At 40.1% G+C, this 17,402-nt stretch carries 23 protein-coding genes; 15 read left to right on the forward strand and 8 right to left on the reverse strand.

What is annotated here, in order from left to right; translation table 11 throughout:
• Position 1: 1 nt before the first annotated feature.
• From O4O04_RS20105 to O4O04_RS20130, 6 genes are read left to right on the forward strand one after another with little or no spacing between them, the layout of a single operon-like run.
• Entirely contained in the window at positions 2-430 is a 429-nt protein-coding gene (locus O4O04_RS20105) for a hypothetical protein (protein WP_272536252.1), read from the forward strand.
• A 25-nt stretch (positions 431-455) separates the two neighbouring features.
• Complete coding sequence (locus tag O4O04_RS20110; protein WP_272536253.1) at positions 456-671, forward strand: hypothetical protein; 216 nt, start codon at positions 456-458, stop codon at positions 669-671.
• Complete coding sequence (locus O4O04_RS20115) at positions 671-2,269, forward strand: hypothetical protein (protein ID WP_272536254.1); 1,599 nt, start codon at positions 671-673, stop codon at positions 2,267-2,269. Before O4O04_RS20110 ends, O4O04_RS20115 begins: the two co-directional genes overlap by 1 nt.
• Positions 2,269-2,994, forward strand: coding sequence for a hypothetical protein (locus tag O4O04_RS20120; protein WP_272536255.1), 726 nt, complete (start codon positions 2,269-2,271; stop codon positions 2,992-2,994). The genes O4O04_RS20115 and O4O04_RS20120 overlap by 1 nt, the downstream gene beginning before the upstream one ends.
• On the forward strand, positions 2,994-3,443 hold the full coding sequence (locus tag O4O04_RS20125) for a hypothetical protein (RefSeq protein ID WP_272536256.1): 450 nt from the start codon (positions 2,994-2,996) through the stop codon (positions 3,441-3,443). The genes O4O04_RS20120 and O4O04_RS20125 overlap by 1 nt, the downstream gene beginning before the upstream one ends.
• 2 nt (positions 3,444-3,445) lie before the next feature.
• Entirely contained in the window at positions 3,446-3,874 is a 429-nt protein-coding gene (locus O4O04_RS20130) for a hypothetical protein (RefSeq protein ID WP_272536257.1), read from the forward strand.
• A gap of 38 nt (positions 3,875-3,912) precedes the next feature.
• On the opposite strand, the gene O4O04_RS20135 is transcribed toward O4O04_RS20130, so the two are convergent.
• The 3 genes from O4O04_RS20135 to O4O04_RS20145 form a co-directional block, all read right to left on the reverse strand.
• Positions 3,913-4,647 carry a hypothetical protein gene (locus O4O04_RS20135; protein WP_272536258.1) on the reverse strand — a complete coding sequence of 245 codons (735 nt, stop codon included), beginning with the start codon at positions 4,645-4,647 and terminating at the stop codon, positions 3,913-3,915.
• 172 nt (positions 4,648-4,819) lie between these two features.
• Positions 4,820-6,427, reverse strand: a complete 1,608-nt coding sequence (locus O4O04_RS20140) for a hypothetical protein (protein ID WP_272536259.1) — start codon at positions 6,425-6,427, stop codon at positions 4,820-4,822.
• On the reverse strand, positions 6,424-8,307 hold the full coding sequence (locus O4O04_RS20145; protein ID WP_272536160.1) for a hypothetical protein: 1,884 nt from the start codon (positions 8,305-8,307) through the stop codon (positions 6,424-6,426). The genes O4O04_RS20140 and O4O04_RS20145 overlap by 4 nt, the downstream gene beginning before the upstream one ends.
• An 89-nt stretch (positions 8,308-8,396) precedes the next feature.
• Between O4O04_RS20145 and O4O04_RS20150 the strand changes: the two genes are divergently transcribed.
• From O4O04_RS20150 to O4O04_RS20190, 9 genes are all read left to right on the forward strand, one after another.
• A complete protein-coding gene (locus tag O4O04_RS20150) occupies positions 8,397-9,554 on the forward strand; it encodes a baseplate J/gp47 family protein (protein WP_272536161.1) in 1,158 nt (385 codons plus the stop codon).
• The gene (locus O4O04_RS20155; RefSeq protein ID WP_272536162.1) at positions 9,551-10,204 is read left to right on the forward strand and encodes a hypothetical protein; all 654 of its coding nucleotides are present in this window, start codon (positions 9,551-9,553) and stop codon (positions 10,202-10,204) included. Before O4O04_RS20150 ends, O4O04_RS20155 begins: the two co-directional genes overlap by 4 nt.
• Before the next feature lie 6 nt (positions 10,205-10,210).
• A complete protein-coding gene (locus O4O04_RS20160; RefSeq protein ID WP_272536163.1) occupies positions 10,211-11,572 on the forward strand; it encodes a phage tail protein in 1,362 nt (453 codons plus the stop codon).
• Positions 11,572-12,288 carry a DUF4376 domain-containing protein gene (locus tag O4O04_RS20165; RefSeq protein ID WP_272536164.1) on the forward strand — a complete coding sequence of 239 codons (717 nt, stop codon included), beginning with the start codon at positions 11,572-11,574 and terminating at the stop codon, positions 12,286-12,288. Before O4O04_RS20160 ends, O4O04_RS20165 begins: the two co-directional genes overlap by 1 nt.
• The gene (locus tag O4O04_RS20170) at positions 12,285-13,019 is read left to right on the forward strand and encodes an SGNH/GDSL hydrolase family protein (RefSeq protein ID WP_272536165.1); all 735 of its coding nucleotides are present in this window, start codon (positions 12,285-12,287) and stop codon (positions 13,017-13,019) included. Before O4O04_RS20165 ends, O4O04_RS20170 begins: the two co-directional genes overlap by 4 nt.
• A complete protein-coding gene (locus tag O4O04_RS20175) occupies positions 13,003-13,713 on the forward strand; it encodes a hypothetical protein (RefSeq protein WP_272536166.1) in 711 nt (236 codons plus the stop codon). The genes O4O04_RS20170 and O4O04_RS20175 overlap by 17 nt, the downstream gene beginning before the upstream one ends.
• The gene (locus O4O04_RS20180) at positions 13,703-14,371 is read left to right on the forward strand and encodes a hypothetical protein (protein ID WP_272536167.1); all 669 of its coding nucleotides are present in this window, start codon (positions 13,703-13,705) and stop codon (positions 14,369-14,371) included. The genes O4O04_RS20175 and O4O04_RS20180 overlap by 11 nt, the downstream gene beginning before the upstream one ends.
• Positions 14,372-14,631: 260 nt before the next feature.
• Positions 14,632-14,922 (forward strand): hypothetical protein, encoded by a 291-nt coding sequence (locus O4O04_RS20185; RefSeq protein WP_272536168.1) that lies wholly within the window; start codon positions 14,632-14,634, stop codon positions 14,920-14,922.
• Positions 14,919-15,161 carry a hypothetical protein gene (locus O4O04_RS20190; RefSeq protein WP_272536169.1) on the forward strand — a complete coding sequence of 81 codons (243 nt, stop codon included), beginning with the start codon at positions 14,919-14,921 and terminating at the stop codon, positions 15,159-15,161. Before O4O04_RS20185 ends, O4O04_RS20190 begins: the two co-directional genes overlap by 4 nt.
• A 315-nt stretch (positions 15,162-15,476) precedes the next feature.
• Here the strand turns inward: O4O04_RS20190 and O4O04_RS20195 are convergent, their stop codons facing one another.
• The 5 genes from O4O04_RS20195 to O4O04_RS20215 all read right to left on the reverse strand — a co-directional run bounded on the left by O4O04_RS20195 (position 15,477) and on the right by O4O04_RS20215 (position 17,317).
• Complete coding sequence (locus O4O04_RS20195) at positions 15,477-15,854, reverse strand: DUF488 family protein, N3 subclade (protein WP_272536170.1); 378 nt, start codon at positions 15,852-15,854, stop codon at positions 15,477-15,479.
• Positions 15,851-16,261 carry an ASCH domain-containing protein gene (locus O4O04_RS20200; protein WP_272536171.1) on the reverse strand — a complete coding sequence of 137 codons (411 nt, stop codon included), beginning with the start codon at positions 16,259-16,261 and terminating at the stop codon, positions 15,851-15,853. Before O4O04_RS20200 ends, O4O04_RS20195 begins: the two co-directional genes overlap by 4 nt.
• Before the next feature lie 12 nt (positions 16,262-16,273).
• Positions 16,274-16,480 carry a hypothetical protein gene (locus O4O04_RS20205; RefSeq protein ID WP_272536172.1) on the reverse strand — a complete coding sequence of 69 codons (207 nt, stop codon included), beginning with the start codon at positions 16,478-16,480 and terminating at the stop codon, positions 16,274-16,276.
• 113 nt (positions 16,481-16,593) lie between these two features.
• A complete protein-coding gene (locus O4O04_RS20210; protein ID WP_272536173.1) occupies positions 16,594-17,052 on the reverse strand; it encodes a hypothetical protein in 459 nt (152 codons plus the stop codon).
• Positions 17,045-17,317, reverse strand: coding sequence for a hypothetical protein (locus tag O4O04_RS20215; protein WP_272536174.1), 273 nt, complete (start codon positions 17,315-17,317; stop codon positions 17,045-17,047). Before O4O04_RS20215 ends, O4O04_RS20210 begins: the two co-directional genes overlap by 8 nt.
• Between the last annotated feature and the right edge of the window lie 85 nt (positions 17,318-17,402).

The following is a 17,402-nucleotide window of genomic DNA, read 5'->3' on the forward strand; positions in this document are numbered from 1 at the left end:
TATGGGTTTGTTTCCGGGCGTTGAAAGACAATTTGTCATTACTCTTGACGGGCTTAAATTTGCTGGAGAGTATCCACTTCCACGTGATACGAGACAGATTGATGTCGAAGTAGCACAGAATCTAGGAGGAGTTCCCCTTCACTCTGTTCCACAAGATACTTATTTCTATGAGCGGACTTGTGCAGAATTACAGCATGTTATAAAAGACTATCCAGAAGAACTGCGAGATACTCAGTTCATTGATTATCCAGATCCTGAGTTCATAGTAAACTTGTTTAACGAATATCGGAAAAAAAGAGACTCTTGGATTAAAGGGTTAAAAAAAAATCAACAACCCAGTTCACCTAAACGAGCTCCTAGCAAGAACGAACCTTCACCAGAGCCTGTATCTAATGCAGATGTACAAGATACTGCCTCAAGGGTATCTTAATCTAGAAGACTTTCACCCACTCGAAATGTCGGCGATTCTCCTTGCCGACTCGTTAATCAATCATGAGGGCTACAAAATGCGACTTGGAATTGAATCAAGAATCAAAGTCCTCAAAGAACAACCAATGCTCGAGTTTATATCCGATCTTAATCTCAATCATTTAACTGATAGTGAACGACTTGCAATTGCTAAATCTAGGAAAATTTCAGCGATTAATGACTTGGAGGCATTGCTTAAATAATGGCTAGTGAAGTTAAATTCGAAATCGGAAAGTTCTTCAAAAACTTACTTCCTGCTATTCGAAAAGAATTTCGTGATAATCAAAAAGGTACAAAGAATCCAGGCAAGCCAAAGTCGGATAGCGGTCTCTCTCCAGGATATGGAACGGGTGCTCATGCTGGATCACAAGTTGATAAAGATATGTCTGAGCTCAAGTCAGGCAGATTCTCAGGGATATTTGAAGGAAAGGCAGAGAGTTTAAAGAAATTCAAAGATCTTTATAAGAAAGTTTTCTCCAAAAATAAAAAATCAGGAGAAGATCCTGAGAATCCAGGAGCTGGCCTCGGTGGATTACTCGGAGGTAAAGAACTTAAAGAACTAAAGGTTCGTGAGCTTCGAGTAGAGAAGTTACTTGGTAATGGACCTCTCGGTGTTCCTGGAAGTCCCGGTGATAAACCATCGTTACCCGATGCAGGTGGTGAATCCGCATCTAAACTCCAAATTCTTGGTGTTTCCGTAGGTGCATTAACAGGACTTGCTCTAAAACTAGGATCTTCACTTGCTGGAATGTACCAGGGCGTTATGCAAGGTCAAGACAGAACACTGGACGCGACTGGTGGGTACATGGGAGGTGGAGGAAATCTTGTTTCCAATGCTGAACTTGCTTCAATAGCGGTAGCAAGGGCTCAATTGTTAGGTGGATCTGCGAGAGATCAATCTCCCATCAGAAGCATTACAGATACTTATTCATGGCGAGATAAGGACGGTGCTTATAATGAAAATAAAAATACCAGATATGTCGAAACTCCAGCAGCTCTTGGATTGCGGTTCGGTCAATCTCAAGGAATTGGTGCGAGCGCAGGTTCGGAACTCTTTGCCAAGTTAGAAAAATATGGTGGGTTCGGTGGTGATAAGAACGAGTTAAAGAAGATTTTTGCCGATGGCGTAGCTGCTGGGTTTGGTGGACTCAAGATGCAACAATTCGTTCGAGAGATTGCGAATGTCTCCGAAAACGCTTATAAGTCTGGCTTAGGAATTCAATCTGGATCATCGGTAGCAAATGCTTTCTCTGCTCTGTCATCCATGGGTGTGAGAGATGAACGAGTCGGTTCTGTTTATAACAGTGTAAACAGTAAATTTTCTGAACAAGGAAATCTCTTAAATTCTGTAGCTATGATTGGAGCCTTGGAAAATGGAGGCAGTATACTGGATGGATATGTTGAAGGAGAAAAAGGTCTTTCTTCATCGCAAAACCGCAGCACTGCGAAAAGTCTTTTTTCGTCTTTGGGTCCAGAAATGGAAGCTCTGCTAGGCTACAAACAAGGTTGGCATACTGCTACTGAAGGTAAAAGTATTTCTAAATCAGGAAAATCTATATTCGATTTATCCGTTCCTACTGACTTATCGAAAGGTCAAGAAACTCTCACGGCAATGGGTCGGTCAGGACAAGACTACAGAGGTAAAGACAACGCACTTAATGAGATGATAGCGTTTTCAGCGGTCGCCAAAGAAGCATATAATGCTCAGCTAAAGATAACAGAGGCTATGATAAAAACATTTAAAGTCGTTGATGAATTCAGTAGTGGAATGTTGAAACTAGTGGAGAGGATGCCAAGATAATGAATTTTGAAATTTTTTCGAGAAAACCAAAGTTAGAAGAAGCCGTTCCTTCAAAAGTGATGGCAGGTTCATCACAGAAAATAGCGCCTGCAATCGGCAATATTTCAAAACTTTATAAAATCCCATTGCGATATCGAGCTGACGTTACATTGCAATCAGGAGAAGAATTGAAAAAAGTTCGTCTCCCCGGTCCGTGGATATCAGCACAAGGATTTTTGGGGGGAGATAAAATACCGTTCAAGGTTGGACTAGGAGTTCTAATCACATATCTGGATGATAAGAAAAGCACTCCGATTGTTTCTCAAGTATTTCCATTTGCATTCTCCAAAAAAGAAAAAACAAACTTAGACAAAAATACTCTATATGATCCAGAGGAGAACTCACGAGGTCATGAGTCTGGACACCGAACAGTCTGGGAAGATGGAAAATTAATTCACAAGGATAAGACAAATATATCAAGATTCGAGATCGATGTTTCAACTCCTCCAACGGTGAACTCTATGGAGAAAGCGGTTCAAGGCGATACTCTTAAAGAGAAATTAGAGGGGATAATTGATAAAATCAATGATATGAACGATGCGCTTCAAGTGATGACAGTACCTACTGCATTAGGACCAAGTGGACCTCCGATCAATTCTTCGTCTTTCTCTACTGCGAAAGCAGCCTTAGAAGAAATTAAATCAGAATTAAGTAAAATATTGTCCGAGGTTCTGAAACATTTTTAATGGATCAATCGGGGGCCACCGACATCTATCGTGAGTATAACGATAAGGATTATACTGGATTTAAATATTTTCTTTCTGCCAATGAATTGGCTATTGATGCATGGGAAGAAATTCTCGATACTCTCGTAACACCATTAATTCCAGCATCCACAACCAAGAATGCAGCCCTTCTCGCTTTTCGCGGAGCTGCACTCGGAATGAATTTAGACGCTTCGTTCTTGGTCGCTGCTCTCAATGCTTTTAAAAATGCTCTTGGTTCTGGAATGGCTGGGTACACTCACGTGAAATCTGATTTTATTTTGACTGATATCGGAGATCCATCGTTAGCGATTCCCAGTATCTCCGGCGAGGTCGCGGCCAATGTGGTTATAGGAAAAATATTTTATCGCATGACACAACAGAAAGCTGTTTTAATATCACCACCAAACACCGAAGTATCTTGGAGTTAATTATGCTGTTTTACGAACATTTTGCAAAAGAAGAATCCTGCGATCATCATGATCATGCACACGAATTTGTGAAGGCAAAGAAATCATCTTCCGAACCTGAAGTCTCAAAGGCTCAAAAATCCTCATCCAGACCCGAAGTCTCATGTGAATTTTGTTCAAGCCATTGGGGTACTACTGTTCGAATATTTGGGAGCCTTGAGGATTTTGAGAAATCTCCGTTGTTTGGAGGTGACGATAAGGTGATCAATGATCCGGAAGGTGTGACAATCGCTGTCTGGCCAGGAAAGAACAATGTTGGTCGAGCTCAAGCAGATTGGTGGTTATGCGCCAGTGTTCACCCTTTTTGTGGCTGCGAGTTCGATAATCATCGATTCAAGAGTCAAACATCAGAAGAACTAGAAGACTGGTATTCAAAATTGGAATGGGATTAATTTAGTAAGCGATCAATAAATATTTCATGACAGAACAATTATTCCCCAATCAACGTTTTTTTTCTGGCCAGTAAAATTTCCACATCACTTATCAGATTATCATATTCATAGAATTTTGCTTGAATTGACTCTGGATAATCCCAATTCCGAACGAAATACACGACCCCATTTTTGTGTTCTTTGAAATAAACTTCCTTAGCCGTTACAACCGCTTTAATTTTTCTATCTCCCATGACTTCGTCTTCATCAAAAGGAAATGATATTTTGATATTATCAAGAACTTTCAATTCAATATAGTTGAAGTTTTTGTCCTCTGGAATAGCTCTTCCATAAATGAATTTACCTCGCAATTCTCCGTAAATGCTATAAGTCTTTTTTCTATGCTTTTTGATTACAGGTAAAAGGGTTTTATGTTTAGCTTCAAGTTGACTAAGTTTAATATCGATCTCATCTATTTCTTTCTGTTCCTCGGCTGTTGGAACCCTAGGACTTTTCGGAACCCGCATAGCTTTTGATGGAGCAAAGTCACGTTCATCGGATAAGGTTATTTTTTCTCCGCATGTGTCTAAATATTTTTGTATAAAAATTTCTCCTCCCCAAGAAGATCGATCGAACGTTAAACCTTTTTGTAAATGCAGAACTTCCCATTCAACGAGTTCACCATTCACACCAGCTATTTGAAAAATAGAATATTCAGGTATTCCCATACCTAACTTCGTTGGCTTCTTCTCAGGCACTTCACCGAAATAAGTGAAAAAATCATTATTCCCCATTCGACCAATTTTATCACAGAGATCGTTATATACTGGAGTCCTGGGGGCAACTGATTGACAGTGAAATAATGTTAGTAGAAGTAATAAAATAATTCTCACGGTAAAAAACCTCGGAGTTCTATTGTTCTTTTCCTGAAAAATCCGTCAACTGTAAAGGTTAGTCTTATTGCATTTAAGTAGCTGTAGTTTCATTTCTAGAAAGGCGATTTTTTAATAAATTTCTCCAACCTCGATCTGCCCATTTGAATTCTAAAGTCATGTCGCATCGACCTTCTCCCGGAGCACAATCAACAGTTACTCCTGTAATATAAAATCTAGGCATGACAGAGCTTTCACCTCGGTTTGAGTAATAACGTTTAAGGACTGGATGGTTAGCACCCGATAGCTGTTCATCATCGTGGGATAAAACGTCACAATATTTGCCTTTGGTAGCTCCTCTATAATAATTACAATCGAGCGATCCTGTAATTGTAAAGTCACCTTCCCCAAAAAATTTCACAAAATCTGCTTGAATTCGCTCCAAAACAGTTTTCACTCTTGCTTCATTTTGGGTAATTGTGTTTTCGGGAGGAACGCCAACTCCATCGAGGGTCAGTGAAAAAACACGAGATCCGAACCTAGCCACTAATTCAGGATTCCAAGTTACAGGTACCCAGCTACTGGATGTGAGTTGATCCATAATCCCTAGACTCACATGGAAGCCAGAGAAATAATTATCTCTCGATTCCTTTGTTCTAATTCGTTTAACTGTTGTTTCTGAAATCTGAAAGTGAGTTCCTTCTTCGTAGTTTGTCCGATCAAGTCCGCGGAAAGGAGTTTGTCTAAATACCAAATGCCCGATTTTATTTCCTGGCTCGACGGATTCATCTTCGATATACCCGCGATTAATTGATCTACTGTCTAAAATTTTACCATCTTCAATTTTGAGAATTGTAGAATCGTCGTAGTGAATAAATAGTTCGTAGAGAGGAGCAGTTGAAATCGATTCAAGTAGTGTCCAATAATTTATGTAGGAGTTAAAATTAAAGGCACTATTTATCCAACTGATTACATGAATGAAATTGTCTGTATATGTTTTCGTGCCCACTCCATCTGCAATAAGCAAAGAATTGAAACTATATCCACCGTAGGCCCCTTCATTTAAAAGTATGTCTATGGATTGTTCCAATATCGATTTGATTAATCTGGTCGGTGATTTAGCTTCTTGAATAATCTTTGCCAAAGAATTGATGGCAGCAACAATCGCAATTTTCTTATCAGATACAATTTCCTTAACAGTTTTATCGACAGGAGTTTTTTCTTTTAAAGGTGCATCGATATAAAGGTTCATGCCTCTTATCAATTCATCTAATCCACCACCACTTAGGATCAATTGAGATTGTCCTTCTGAGTTAGATTCTTCGAAAACATCGGTTGTATAACCCGCAAATTTATTGCATTCATTTTCTCTAAATAGAAAAATTGTTCCTACTTCTAATAGCTCCGAAACGAAATGTTTGGTGCCTTTATTCTCGTCGATGAAACTTGCATAGGCTCCATTATTAATTGTAATTTTAAACATTCCCCTTTCCAGCGTGTCCGTGTATGAAAATCGTGAGATAAGATCAGATGATAATTCAAAGGGCGAATCCAATAATTTTAAATCGTCTTCGGATATTCTCAGCAAATTTGTCGCATCGGGAGAATCACGGTTTAAATATGTTCGATTAGATACAAATCCATAGACCCATATTTTCCAATTGGGTGTGATGTGATGAACTTCTGGGTTAGGTAACTTCATAAGCTTGATAGTCCTCGTTTTTTTCTTGATAGTTTAAAGGACTTGAGTCCTCCTGTTGGTTGCACTTCTAGAAGATATTGAAATGCATCAGCGTTAAGTGAGAATTCTTTGATATAAGCGGTCTCTACTCCGAGATCGGTTTTTATATCCTCTAGGATTTTTCTTGGAATTACAAGATTCAGGAAATCATCGGGTACTCCACCGGGATTAGGCATGGCTCCTAGTCCTGGGTGTGCTGGGATCGCGCCCTTAGGAAGTAGCATACGATCAATTAGGTTTTCTGCTAGGCAATCGACTCCGACTACTGTTCCAAGGTCTCCATTGGCTACTGTAAAATCTCGTGTTTCGTCGAGATCCAAATCCTCTCCCAAAAACCACCGTTCAATAATTTGTTCTGATTGATCCACTTTGCTACCATCAATAGGAAACTTCGCGTCAATTATCCCAGTGTTTCTGTAGGAGTAAGATGAAGAACTTGGAACTCGAATTCTTAGTCCTTGCGCATCATCAATATTTTTGCCTATTAATAGAAGTCCGTTATCTGTTATAAGTTTTTGAACATTCAATGGTGAGCCATAATAAGTATTGGCAATTGATTCGAAAGTCATTCCAGGTTTTATTTCGATGTAGGAATAAAGATTAGAGATACCTTGGTTGTTTGCCTCGATCAAAGCCAAAGTCAATTGTCCCATCAACATTTGGAGCTCGTACATATCCAACATGGTTTGATCGGTTGCCAGAGAGATTTCGGTCATGGTCGGTGGACCATTATTGTAAATATTATCAATGAACTGCTCTGGAATTGTGGGAGTTATTTTTTCCGAAACCGGTGTTTCAGTTGTTATTGGATTTGAAGGTGCATCGTAACTTGCAAAATTTGGTAGCACCTGGTTTGGAAAACTAAGTTGATTTACTAATTCTATAAACTGATTCGATTTCTTGTTTAGTGGTCCACCTGCTTTAGAAATCTTTTTCAAATATCCTTTATTCAGATCTTCGAATGCCGATAAATCCGCTTTCAAGTCTTCAGCTAAATTTGCAATATCCTGATATAGTTCGGTGACACCTGCGAGAAAAGCAAGTGGAGCTGAGAGCGCATTAAGAATATTGTTCAGTCCATTCCGTATATCCCTCAGCATTTTCTTAGGATCGGGAATCATGGCTCGCCTAATTTTCGCTACTTCGGAAACGTCTTTGACCCCAATGAAATTCAACGACCAGAACCAAGACATTGGATCTTTTGCATCCTGGTGGATTTTGAATCCGTCCTTAGCGAAAGTCACTTCCCAATGCGCATCGCGATCGTAATCATGGAAAACCATCTTAACATTTTCAGAATGGAATGAGCTTTGGGTTTGCATGAAAGTAGAAGCTATGTCAAAAGCATTTTTGTAAAAAGATGATACGGACGGTAATCGACTTTTTCCTTTCTCTGGGTTTCTCACCTCCTGCATTAAATAAACGAGGTCAATGAAATCTAGGTAGCCTGATTTCTTTACAGGGTTCATGCCTTGCAGTTCGTTGATAAATCCATCTCCAACGGCCGATGCAATTCCCCCTGCTGTTTCTCCAAAAGATCCACCTAATGCACTTGAAGCAGGCCTGGATATAGGAGTGCCTTCATAGAAAGGCCATATCATTCCTTGCAGTGAAATCGGAGATTGACCGACTCCGAAATCCACGACCGAAGTTCCACCGAAGGTTGCTTCCGTAGACATTCGATATGTGTAAGTTTGATCCAAAGACGTGAGACCCATGAGGAAAAAGTATTCACCCATCGAGGTTTCCGTTTTATCACCTTTTTCTATAAATTCGATGGAATAATTACCTGTTGGAGCGTAACCACCGGAAGACCTGGTTGCGGATGCCTGAATACTCATATGAGAAGAGGACTAATTGCAGGAGAAAAGACTTGTGACAACTCTTTTTATCTTGACGATTTTTTCGAATCTGCACTTTGTCCCTGTCCATGGATTTAAAGCCTTACGCTCCAAGGACGTTTGATGCACTGTTATCGCAGTTCATTTCATATGTAGCTGCTAAAGGTGTGAGGCTTACCAATTGGAAACCAGGATCTAGAATCCGGACATTGTCCGAAGCCATAATATTTATCTTGGTCAAGATCTCAGGTGATTTTCAGGCTGCCTATGAACACGCAATAAGAGAAGCATGTTTCGAAACTTTCGGTTTCGGGAAACTCCCAGGATTCAAATCCGTGGGTTTCGTTCGTTATGTTAAAGCCGATGTAGTTGGTAGTTTTTCTATTCCTCAATTCCGTATTGATCTGTTTGGAGTTCGGTACCGAACTGTGTCCACTGCGACCATTGTTGAACCTGCGACTTTCGTAGATATCGATATCATTGCCGATAACTTCGGACCCGAAGGAAATATTCAAGGTCTCGAGATCGACACTGTTCAAGGACGAGGCGATATCACAGATTCGTTGACCGGTGAAGAACTGGTATTTGACAGGATATTCAATCCCTTCCCTATATCTGGAGGCGAAGGCGAAGAATCAGATGAAAAGCGAGAAATTAGATTTCAGGGTTATATTCAAAATTTAGCAAGATCCACTTTAGATGGAATCCGAAATGCAGTTCTCAGTATTCCCGGAGTGGTCGAGGCGTTTGTCGACGAGAACAAAAACCCTTATACAGGAGCTCCTGAAACTGGTTGGGTTTTGGTTTACATAAGTGATGGAACAGCCTTAGTCAGCTCCGAGTTAATCGACACGGTCTTCGATATTATCAACGGAGTAGTGAATTCCTCGGATGTTGGGTACAAAGGTGGTGGAGTTCAATTATTTGTCGGAACAATAGAAATTGAACCGATCAACGTCGACTACGAACTCGATGTTCTGGACACAAGTGCTTTGACCGATGAACAAGTTGAAAGTATTTCGACTATAGCAATTTCAAATTACGTTAACAGACTGAAAAACGGAAACAACGTTGTCTATGATTTGTTATGGGCTGCCGGTCTTTCTTCACATCCAGATTTTCAAAGAATAAGATTCAATACACCGACCGCCGATGTTTCGGTTCCGACCGGAAAGATTCCTAAAATAGGTGGAACAGGTGGTGGAACTATTGCTTGCACCACAATTGTGAGGATTCCGAAACCATGATCAAGGACAGAACAAACATATCCCAATACTTAACGATATTTAGTCGTAAGGGAAAGATCTATAAGGCACTGGTCCACGATCCAAAAGCGGATCAACCTCAATTGATAGAAAAACCTAACGACCTAGCCCGTGGTGCTATTCACAACCAATTGGAGTGGACTGCGAGATTCGCTATAAGGCTGTCCGATGAATTTCCTCTTATCAGAAGTTCGGGTCACCTGCTAGCTGCTTGGGGAAAATTCTTAGGAATACCAAACTCTTTAGGTCAAGCGGACAACGAATATAGACAACGGATTCTGGGAATCATCTTGGCTATCATCGGGACTATGCCTGTCATCAAACGGCTTATTCCTCAAGGCTCTCCGACTATAATCAAAGAAGCGCATGAAATTGGATTCTACTTAGATAATGCATACATGGATACTTCTATCGACCGAAACAATCAGGTGTCCGCGGTCTTCACTCATCCACGTTGTGCGATATACGTTTTCTTCGAAGATATTTTCGCAATTGATAAACCACTTCTTGGATTCATTTCCAAACTGAAAATCGCAGGAGTTGGTCTCTATGCTGGAGTCATAGCCGATGATCCAGAACTCGGAACCATGTACTTAGATTCATCATTCATAAACAGAGATTACATAGGATAACACAATATGCCCACATCCACAGCCCTCGTATTACCCAACTCCCAACGAAAACGTCCGAGATATAATGCCAACCAAAGGGTTAACGCAAAGACTATCGGGCAAGTTCCCGGATTAGAAGACGATATCGTTCTTTATCCTGAGTCCATTGCAGAGTTCTTAGGAAAACTCTTTGATCTTGGATCAACTGAACCACAATTAGTGGGTGGAGACCTCGCATCTTTCACGATTTCACAGATCAATGTTGAAAGTGGAATGTTCTTGGTTGGGAGCAAAATCTATTTCCTTGAGCCACTGACTCTCATTCCAACTGATGCTGCTTATTGGGGTTTCTATGAATTCCAATTCGAAGAAGTTGCAAGCGATGAAGTGAGTCTACAATTCTGGGATGCGGTAACCAAAATTCCGTTTAACGACTTGGCTGATGTCCGAACGGCTTATAAAGTTAATGTGCGCGAGAATTACAACACGACCGCTGCCTTCCCTACGGTTTCTGCAGGATGGACAAAGCTCATTGAATACAAGAAGGATGCTGCCTTCGGTGATATAATTGAAGCAAATAAACTTCTTAATTCGATCAAACTTCCGAAATCTAAGTCCGGGACTCTGGCGACCAACGAAGATCTTCTCGCGTTACAAGCACAACTCGATGCAGCGGTGAATAAGCAGATCCCATTGGGTTGTAGTACGATCACCGATGATCTCGATGAACTCACGGAACAAAATGGTTTTGTCTTATCTGATGGAGATGATCACTTGCGATCTCTGTTAGCTCCGAGTCTTCTAGCTAAATTAATTAAAACCGTTGTTTCTGTTACACCAGGAACTGATCGAGTTAATTCCGTAGCTCATGGAAGAACTGAAGGAAAATTAGTAAAATTTGGATTCACTGGTGGAGGTATCACAGCACTCACTCGATACTACGTCAGGAATCCGACTGCGAATGATTTCCAAATTTCTCTAACACCAAGTGGCTCGATAATCGATCTCACATCCGACCAAACTGGAGAGATGTTAACTCATGTTGGATGGGGATTTGGCAACGGATCAACAACAATAAACGTGCCAGATCGTAGAGGTATAATCTCAAGAGGAGCAGGAGTTCATGGATCGCGGGCGAAGGCTGCTGGAGGGAATTACGATGGAGGAGCTCCTGGATTCGAAGGTCAAGATATGTTCCAGAATATGACATTCGCAGATAGATACAGTGATGTAGTATCAAATCTAGGTGGTGGAGGTTCAGGAAATCAGGCGTATCCTACTACTGGAACGACTGGATCGCCTTTAGCTAACGGTGCAGGAACTCCGCGAACAGGTAACGAAACAACAGGTGCATGGACTGGTGACACACTTAAAACGAGGATATTCTAATGAATTACATTTTAGAAAAATCAACCAATATAGTTCTATTCTACAATAGCTCAAAAAAGCAATTGTCGGGCAAAGACGCATGGGCTTTATTCAAACCCGATTTACACAAAGTGGTATTCTCACTTGACTACAATTCGGATGTGGGTAAAGTTTTTAAAGCTTCGATCTCTAATGGAATTGCTCATGAATTTATTAAAAAAACAGTTTATTTGAAAGTCAACCATCTGGGATCTAGAGAATTAATTTCTTGGGAAGATGAAATTGATGAATCAACTGAAACAACAGACATACCTTTAACAGACGAACCATTCCAAAAGCACGTTCAAGGACAAGGCTGGCAGGTTGATTTGGTCAAGAAGAAGGAGTTTTTACATAACAAAGTAAATTTTATCTGTTCGCAGAAAATCGTTAGCGGTTTTACATCAAGTGCATTGGGTTCCGTTCACACATATGACTCAGATCGAGACGATCAACTCAATTTGATTGGTTCGGTGTCGCAAGGAACGGACGTATATTATATGTGCAAGAACTCTGAGAATCCTCCTGTCCCGGATTACAGACAGCACACAGCACAGCAAATCAAACAAGTACTTGCTGATGGAGCACAAAGAAAACTGTTTCTTCTTCAAAGAGCAAACACTTTGAAGCTAGAGATCGCTAGTGCTCAGACCAATACTCAATTAATTGCAATAAACATTGACGGAGGATGGCAATGAAAAGATTTCTTTTAGTTTTAGTACTCCTGTTTATTCCTTTTTGCTCACAGCGAAACGAAAAACAAGATCGAGAATTGCTACTAGCATTGTTCTTGGCTCAAAACACTTCGGTCTATGACCAAGCTAATTGCCAATTGTATTACACACTGAATCCCGTGTACGTGGCTGGTGGATATGCTGAAAGATACATGAGGGATCTCGTTCAATATCAAGGTGCATCGTTAACAGATTCGACTTGGGACATTGCGCGGACATTCGATGGATTTTATGATCCTTTGGTCCACCAAATCAATAGTGTATCAGGAGATACTCTATGCGACTATGTTTCTCGATTCAGGAAATCGGTTCGAACACTTGATCCTAGATATTTGATTTTTACCACAGTCGGGGGAAACGATCTATTAAGGAAAATTCCTAATGCGCGGATATCAGAGACTTTTGGAGAACTTGCGTCCGCTGTTAAGAATCATTTTCCTCGTGCTCAAAGAATCTATATTCACGTTCATCCAACGTTCAACGAATACGCAAATCAGAATAGAAAACAGATCGCAAATGAAATAGAGAAAGCAGATCCCGAAGGATGTTTCGTAAATCCCGATCCTTGCTTCTCGAACCCTTTGAAAGAAAGTGAGATGCTCGATGAAATTCACTACGGACGTTTACCAGCTCTATGTATAAAGAAGTTAATTAAAGATCAATGCAAGGTGGAAATAGGTGGAATTTACAATTGATTTTACGGACGTGGTGAAGGAGAACATTCACTTTCTAATCTTCTTTGGCATTCCTTGGTCGCTGACCTGGGTCGGAATCTTGCTTTTTGCATCGTTCAAAGGATTTATCTATGTACTGAATCGATTCAAATACAAATTTTCATTTGGGAAATTGAATATCTCTGAACGAGTTGTTTCTCCTAGACTAGAAGTAAAAAAATCATGGGTCGTGTACTCAGAACTTGCCCTAGCCTCTCAAGCTTTAGGTTCGGATCTTGTTTGCGTGTTTCAACTTCATAACGGAGGAAAGTACAATAACGGAAACTCAGTTCTCAAGTTCACTCAATCTCATAACTACGCAAGTCGTGGTCATAGAAATTTTTACAATGCCTCAATAAAATTCTCAAACATTCTTATCTCAATGGCTCCTGATTGGATTGCTCCTGCAATCGAAAAAGGAAGATCTTGGAATAATATTTCCGATATGTCACTGGAATCTGCCTGGAGAAGAGAATTCGATAGAAACAATTTTAAATCATACATGCAAGTATGTGTAAAATCTGAAGGAATTGAAGAGATTATTGTATCGGCATTTTTTAATCACACATTAAAGAGTAGCGATGTGGAAAAGATGTTCGATTCATTAAGCAGCTATAGTCATCACATAGCTGCCATCTTGAAAGATAAAGATGAGGATAAAGACAATGAACGCTAAACAAATTCTTAAAGACCTGGCAACTGACTTATATGGATTCCACTTCAACGAGATGCTGTTCATCTGTGTCCGTGGAGTGACAATCGAGAACAACACATTCTTGTACAACGATAATCGGATAGATGATTGGAATGATACAATTGCGTTATTCGACAAGAATGATTATTTCAAGCCTTATAAAGGGACAGTTGATTCAGGACAATTTTTTATAGATAACCCTTTGCACAAAGATGGAGCTGGCTACGTTTTGCCTGGAATCACGACTCTCCAATTAGGATTACACAAGAAGAAAAAGGCGTTCGTGCAAACTGGAGAAGTTCTCTGTTATCGTGATTCAACTGGAAACGGAACTTGGGAAGAAAAGGTTTTAGGAAAAGCGACAGGTGCAAATCTTCACGCTGCATGGAATCTTATCAAAGTCGGTACCGACTCGGCACTCTGCTCCGTTCCTCGTTTGTTATGGAGCGATCAAATGTGGAAGAACGATTTCATTCTCCGGGCAGAGAAGTCCGGACAAAAAAGATTCCTCAGACTCTATGTTGAAGCACGGGAACTTGCATTGTATATTGGTGAAAAATATAATGATCAAAGCACCAAGGACTTCGCTCACGTTCTGTACGAAAACAGGCAGAACGTTTTTTCTTTGAATGGAAAATAGTGTTGGAGGACTGGAAATAACAGATGAGGATATTCAGCGACTTTTCTCCGGGATCTCTGTTCTTAAATCGAGTGATTCACACATATGTCCTCTTTGCAAAGTTCCGACCAAGCGAATCTTTTTTAAGTCAAAGAACCTGGGGAAAATTCTAATGCAGGTAGTTGATCAGAGCGATACCGTGATGTTCAACGCTGTTCTTGCTGACGGACTTGGGTTCTGCTTTTCATGTAATTCTAAATTCAATTTTAAGGACCTAGTCGATGGAAAATGATACAAAAAACACTGAAACACAAGAGAGAAGATTCTTAAGGGGATCAAATATCTGGCGAGCTATCGGAGGGGTTTTGACCTTTGTAGGAATCATTCTGATGATTCTTTTTCCGAGCGAAACCTATAAAGACATTGTTCTATATAGATCTTACGACAGCGATGGAAATATTTCCAAACAGATAACGGTTTGGCACATAGTTATCATCACGGGACTTCTAGCGTTTTTTCCAACGATCAAAGAACTTATTCACGGATTCTTCAGAAAAGGAGGTGGAGAATGAAATTTTCACCAATAGGAATTGCATGGGAAACGATTCCCAAAAAATGGATAATTATATTTATCTCAGTGATCATCGTCTTGGTGGTCGCGTTGGTAAATATTTTTTACAACAAACTAACTAAATCAAAAGAGGATCTACCAATTGTCAAAGAAACAAAAACTTCACCCATTGATGATTATCGGAATCTTAAGCTTCCTGATAGCGAACTGCCAAACAAATCAAACCGTCCTGGCAATTGAAAAAGCGAATCTCGTATGCACTGGGAGTTTTGAGTCTACTGGTTATACTCTGGAAATTCCACCTGAAGCTGTCTCCCATAGCAGCGAGGTCATTAAGCATAGAGGGTTAGAATACGTTCGAACTTCTCGGTACAACGCGTTCGTCGTGCATGCCAAGGATCTTGCTGGTTGTGTCGAGGCTCAAAACTGTGTTTCAAGAAAGCTTGCCTGGGAATACCAGTGTCTAGTGGAAGCGGAGAGAAATATTCATCCGTGGTGGCCGTATGCTTTCCAGAGAGCACATAAATGTTCCGCAAAAGAGCCTGTTTGTAAATTTTAGAACAAGAGAGGTTGAGGATCTTCCTTGACCCACTCCTGTACCGGTACGCCTGATTTCAGGGAAAGCCATTCACCAACCAGATGTCTATGACAAGTGAGTGGATCTTTCTCATAACAACATAAAGCAATATCCTTTCCTTTCCCTAGATCTTCGAGTTCCATAAAAATCAATTGTTGATCAAGCGGAGTTAATACTCGCAATCTAAATTCGTCCCAGCTGTATCCTCGTTCATGCATATCCCTATTCGGAGCTAGCTTGTCGCAATATGCCATTCCCTTAAGATATTTTGGAACGGTCTGAGAGATACAAATAGGAATTATGTTTTCCTCTTCGAGATTCCGGAGATTGCCATAATAAGAAGTATAGATCTTCATTGTCTGTATGAGAAAAAGTTGAGTTGACCTTTGTAAGGTAGGAAGTCCAATCTTTCGCTTTTCGAGGTATCCAGCTCAAATCCATACTTTCCAAAAAAGAATTTTGAGTTCGAAGACGAAACACAATCGATGATCGATGACTTTCCGACAATTCCACCAGTTTCAAAATCAGATTTGGTCATTCCCTCGAGAATTCCCCACTCTTCTTGAATGTAAAGAAGAGAGTCTTTATCAAAAGTTTTTCCAGCGTGAACTAAGAACTCTCCTCGATAATTTGTTCTCCAATTCCTGTTCTCTATGTCTTTATATCCTAGAACGATCAACAAAGCCCAAGGTTGTTGGACTGATAGAATCTTTGGATAGAATGATGTATCCTTAAACTTAATTAAATATTCGTTAATTGTCATTAATTGGGTCTCCTAAATTTCCATACTATTTTCTGCAAAGTCGCTGAGTGATTTCTTAATTAATTTCACATTAAGTTTAGTCATGTAGCGAATATTGAATTTCCATTTCTGCTTTCCACCTCTCCAAATTATGCAAGCAACTGCGAAGGGTTTCCTCCCAACAATCTCTACTTGGTGATTTGACATTGTTGGATTTGTGTACATTGAATCTACTTTCATAAGAAAAAAAATCCGTTCAGCATATGGAGATCGCCTTTGGACGACACCTTTTAATTGTAAATTGAAGCATCGGCAATTTATCACGGTTTTTTCTCGATTCCTGCTACTCACATTCACTCCAACATAAGTCTTGGAACTCTACCTTGATTATAGCCCTCTTCTATTTGTGGAATGATAGTTTCGCCAACTGTCTTTCCACTGGCGGTAACAATGTAAGAAAGGAACTCTTCTTCAAATGTTGAAATCTGGCATTCGACCATTTCCAATTTGGCTTTTATCGCTAAGTTCAGAGCTCTCCATCGCTGTCTGCATGCTTGTTCCCATGCTGCCTCAATATCTGAATTGTTTTTTCTTTGCCTTCCGGATTCAGTGAGTCGAAATTTATCTACTGAAGGAAGTGGTAATACAAACTTAATCCTTCGACCTTGCATTTCGAACTGTATCATTGCCATACATTGATCGTCGTCCCAACCAGACATGAATTTTCCAGCTCCATATTTTCGGAGCGTCTTTTCGATCTCAGCTTTTGATCGGTCTGTTGAAACATCTGTGTTTTGTGCGAATTTACCCATTGTTTTGGTTTTCCCTTTTTAGTTTATAAACATTGCTTAATAGCGGAGTGTAGTGTTTCTCATCTATTTTCACTAGAACCCGGTCGCCTCTTCTTGAGATATCCATAGTCGATGATTTTAGTTGAAGATCATGCTGACGTAATATCTGTGAAGCTGAAGCTCCTTTAGGTATAATATCAACCACCTGACCTTTAAAATTTATTGATGATTGCATCCATGTAACGAAGTCACCTTTATTGATTGTAGTAAACGCTGAATGAGTCATTATTCGATACCTGCTTTACGGATAATTTGTTTAACTCGGAATACTAGTTTAAAGATTCTCGATTCTCTGACTTTGAACTGGAAAT

It is taken from the genome of Leptospira sp. GIMC2001, from assembly GCF_028462125.1.
Classification (GTDB): domain Bacteria; phylum Spirochaetota; class Leptospiria; order Leptospirales; family Leptospiraceae.